This is a genomic window from Rummeliibacillus sp. POC4, from assembly GCF_003576525.1.
Taxonomy (GTDB): domain Bacteria; phylum Bacillota; class Bacilli; order Bacillales_A; family Planococcaceae; genus Rummeliibacillus.
Window position 1 is genome coordinate 1 of sequence record NZ_QWUA01000125.1, and the last position, 1,604, is coordinate 1,604.

Here is a 1,604-nt window from a genome sequence, read left to right on the forward strand (position 1 = left end):
GCTATCTTTTTTTCTTTCCAAGGTTGAACTTTTCCATTTGCCTTTTTATCACAAAGTACTGTTTTTTGGTCTAAATCCATGTTATTATGGGTACACATATGTTAATAAAAATCTCCCTTCTGTTCGCCATAAGGGAGTAAAAAAATCCCCTATGTTGTTTTTGATTTTGATTCGACACCATAATCATAACACATCTGGGATTTTTTTGTATATTTTTCTTTCACGCATAAAACACCCAATAAAACCAGTTATATCAACGTCTCAAGCGCATTCCGGAAAATCTTGTTATTTCTATATGTATCAAGATAAGAAAAGACCCATTTTTGCTTCGCAAAAATTTCGTTAAAAACCATAAAAAAACCTCCTGCTCAACACAGGAGGTTTTTTTATCTTTCCATTCCCCGATTTCGATTCCGTTGTTGTCTTTCATGTCGTTCCACTTTTCGATTCCACTCGTTAAATTGTTCCGCCTTATCTTCACTGATAATAAAATCTTTCAATCGATCAATCGTCTTCTCATCTTTCTTTTTTTGCACAATCATTTCTTTGAGTTTTGTTTCTAAACCCTTATTTTTTTCTAGCAACCAATTACTATGTTCTTGCAAACCGTTATATTTTTGTGCAAGCTCGTTATACTTTGGCACAACTTCTTGATAGGCATCCTTGTATTTCACAAAGCCCTTTTCTTTCTCTTTCAATTCATCCATTTTCAAAGAAACATATTGTTCAGCCCCTACACCACGTTTTGCAAGCGTCAGAAGACGCATATAATCCTTCTTAGGGAGTTTTACTTGTTCTTCCTCTTCTTTACCCCCTAAAAGCCTTTTTACGCTCTTGTGAGGACTTACACGGCTTTTTATGTACTTCAAATCATCTGAAAGCTTTAAACGGCTCTCAAACGTCTTAGAAAGGCTCTCAAGTCCTTTTGATTTCTTTTCGAGCTCCTCTTTTGTTTCTTTTAGCTGCCTACTTGCTTCAGCAAGTTCATTTCTTAGTCTCTCTTTTTCTTGTTGCAACCCCGCAATTTCACGCTGCACCTCTTTGTATTCATGAATATCCTTGATGTTTTGTTCTTTGCTTCGGCCTTTTCCACGTTCCACATCAAATCCTCGTTCTCTTAAGAACTTCGGCAACTCATCATGAATGTGATTGATCTTCGCTTTATTCATTGCCACTCTTGCTTGCAGTTTTCCAGTTTCTTTGTTGAAGGGAACAAAATGCAAATGCATATGTGGACTCGTTTCATCCAAATGAACTTTCGCACTCACCACATTTTCTTTGCCGAATTCTTTAGAAAAAAATTCATAGCACGATTCAAAATACACTTTCGTTTTTTCCTCGCCCCAGATCTTGGCCATTTCTTCTGGAACCGTCAAAATATTGGAGTACATTACAACTGAATTTTTCTGAACTCTGGATCCTGTTTCCTTTGCATAATTCACTCGTTCTTTGACTCGTTGATATAACGTTAAATCCGATTCAACTAAATCATAATTTTGATGTGTTCGATTCAAATCAATATCTTGATTTTTCACCGTTCCTTTTCGGTCTTGTTCCATCTCTTTTCCTTTGACATCACTCATTTGATTCTTCTGCGTATTCCA

The 1,604-nt window shown here is 36.1% G+C and carries 1 protein-coding gene; it reads right to left on the bottom strand.

The window, feature by feature from the left end:
• Positions 1-386 precede the first annotated feature (386 nt).
• On the bottom strand, positions 387-1,604 hold a 1,218-nt coding region (gene mobV, locus D1606_RS18105), incomplete at its 5' end, for a MobV family relaxase (protein WP_119417408.1).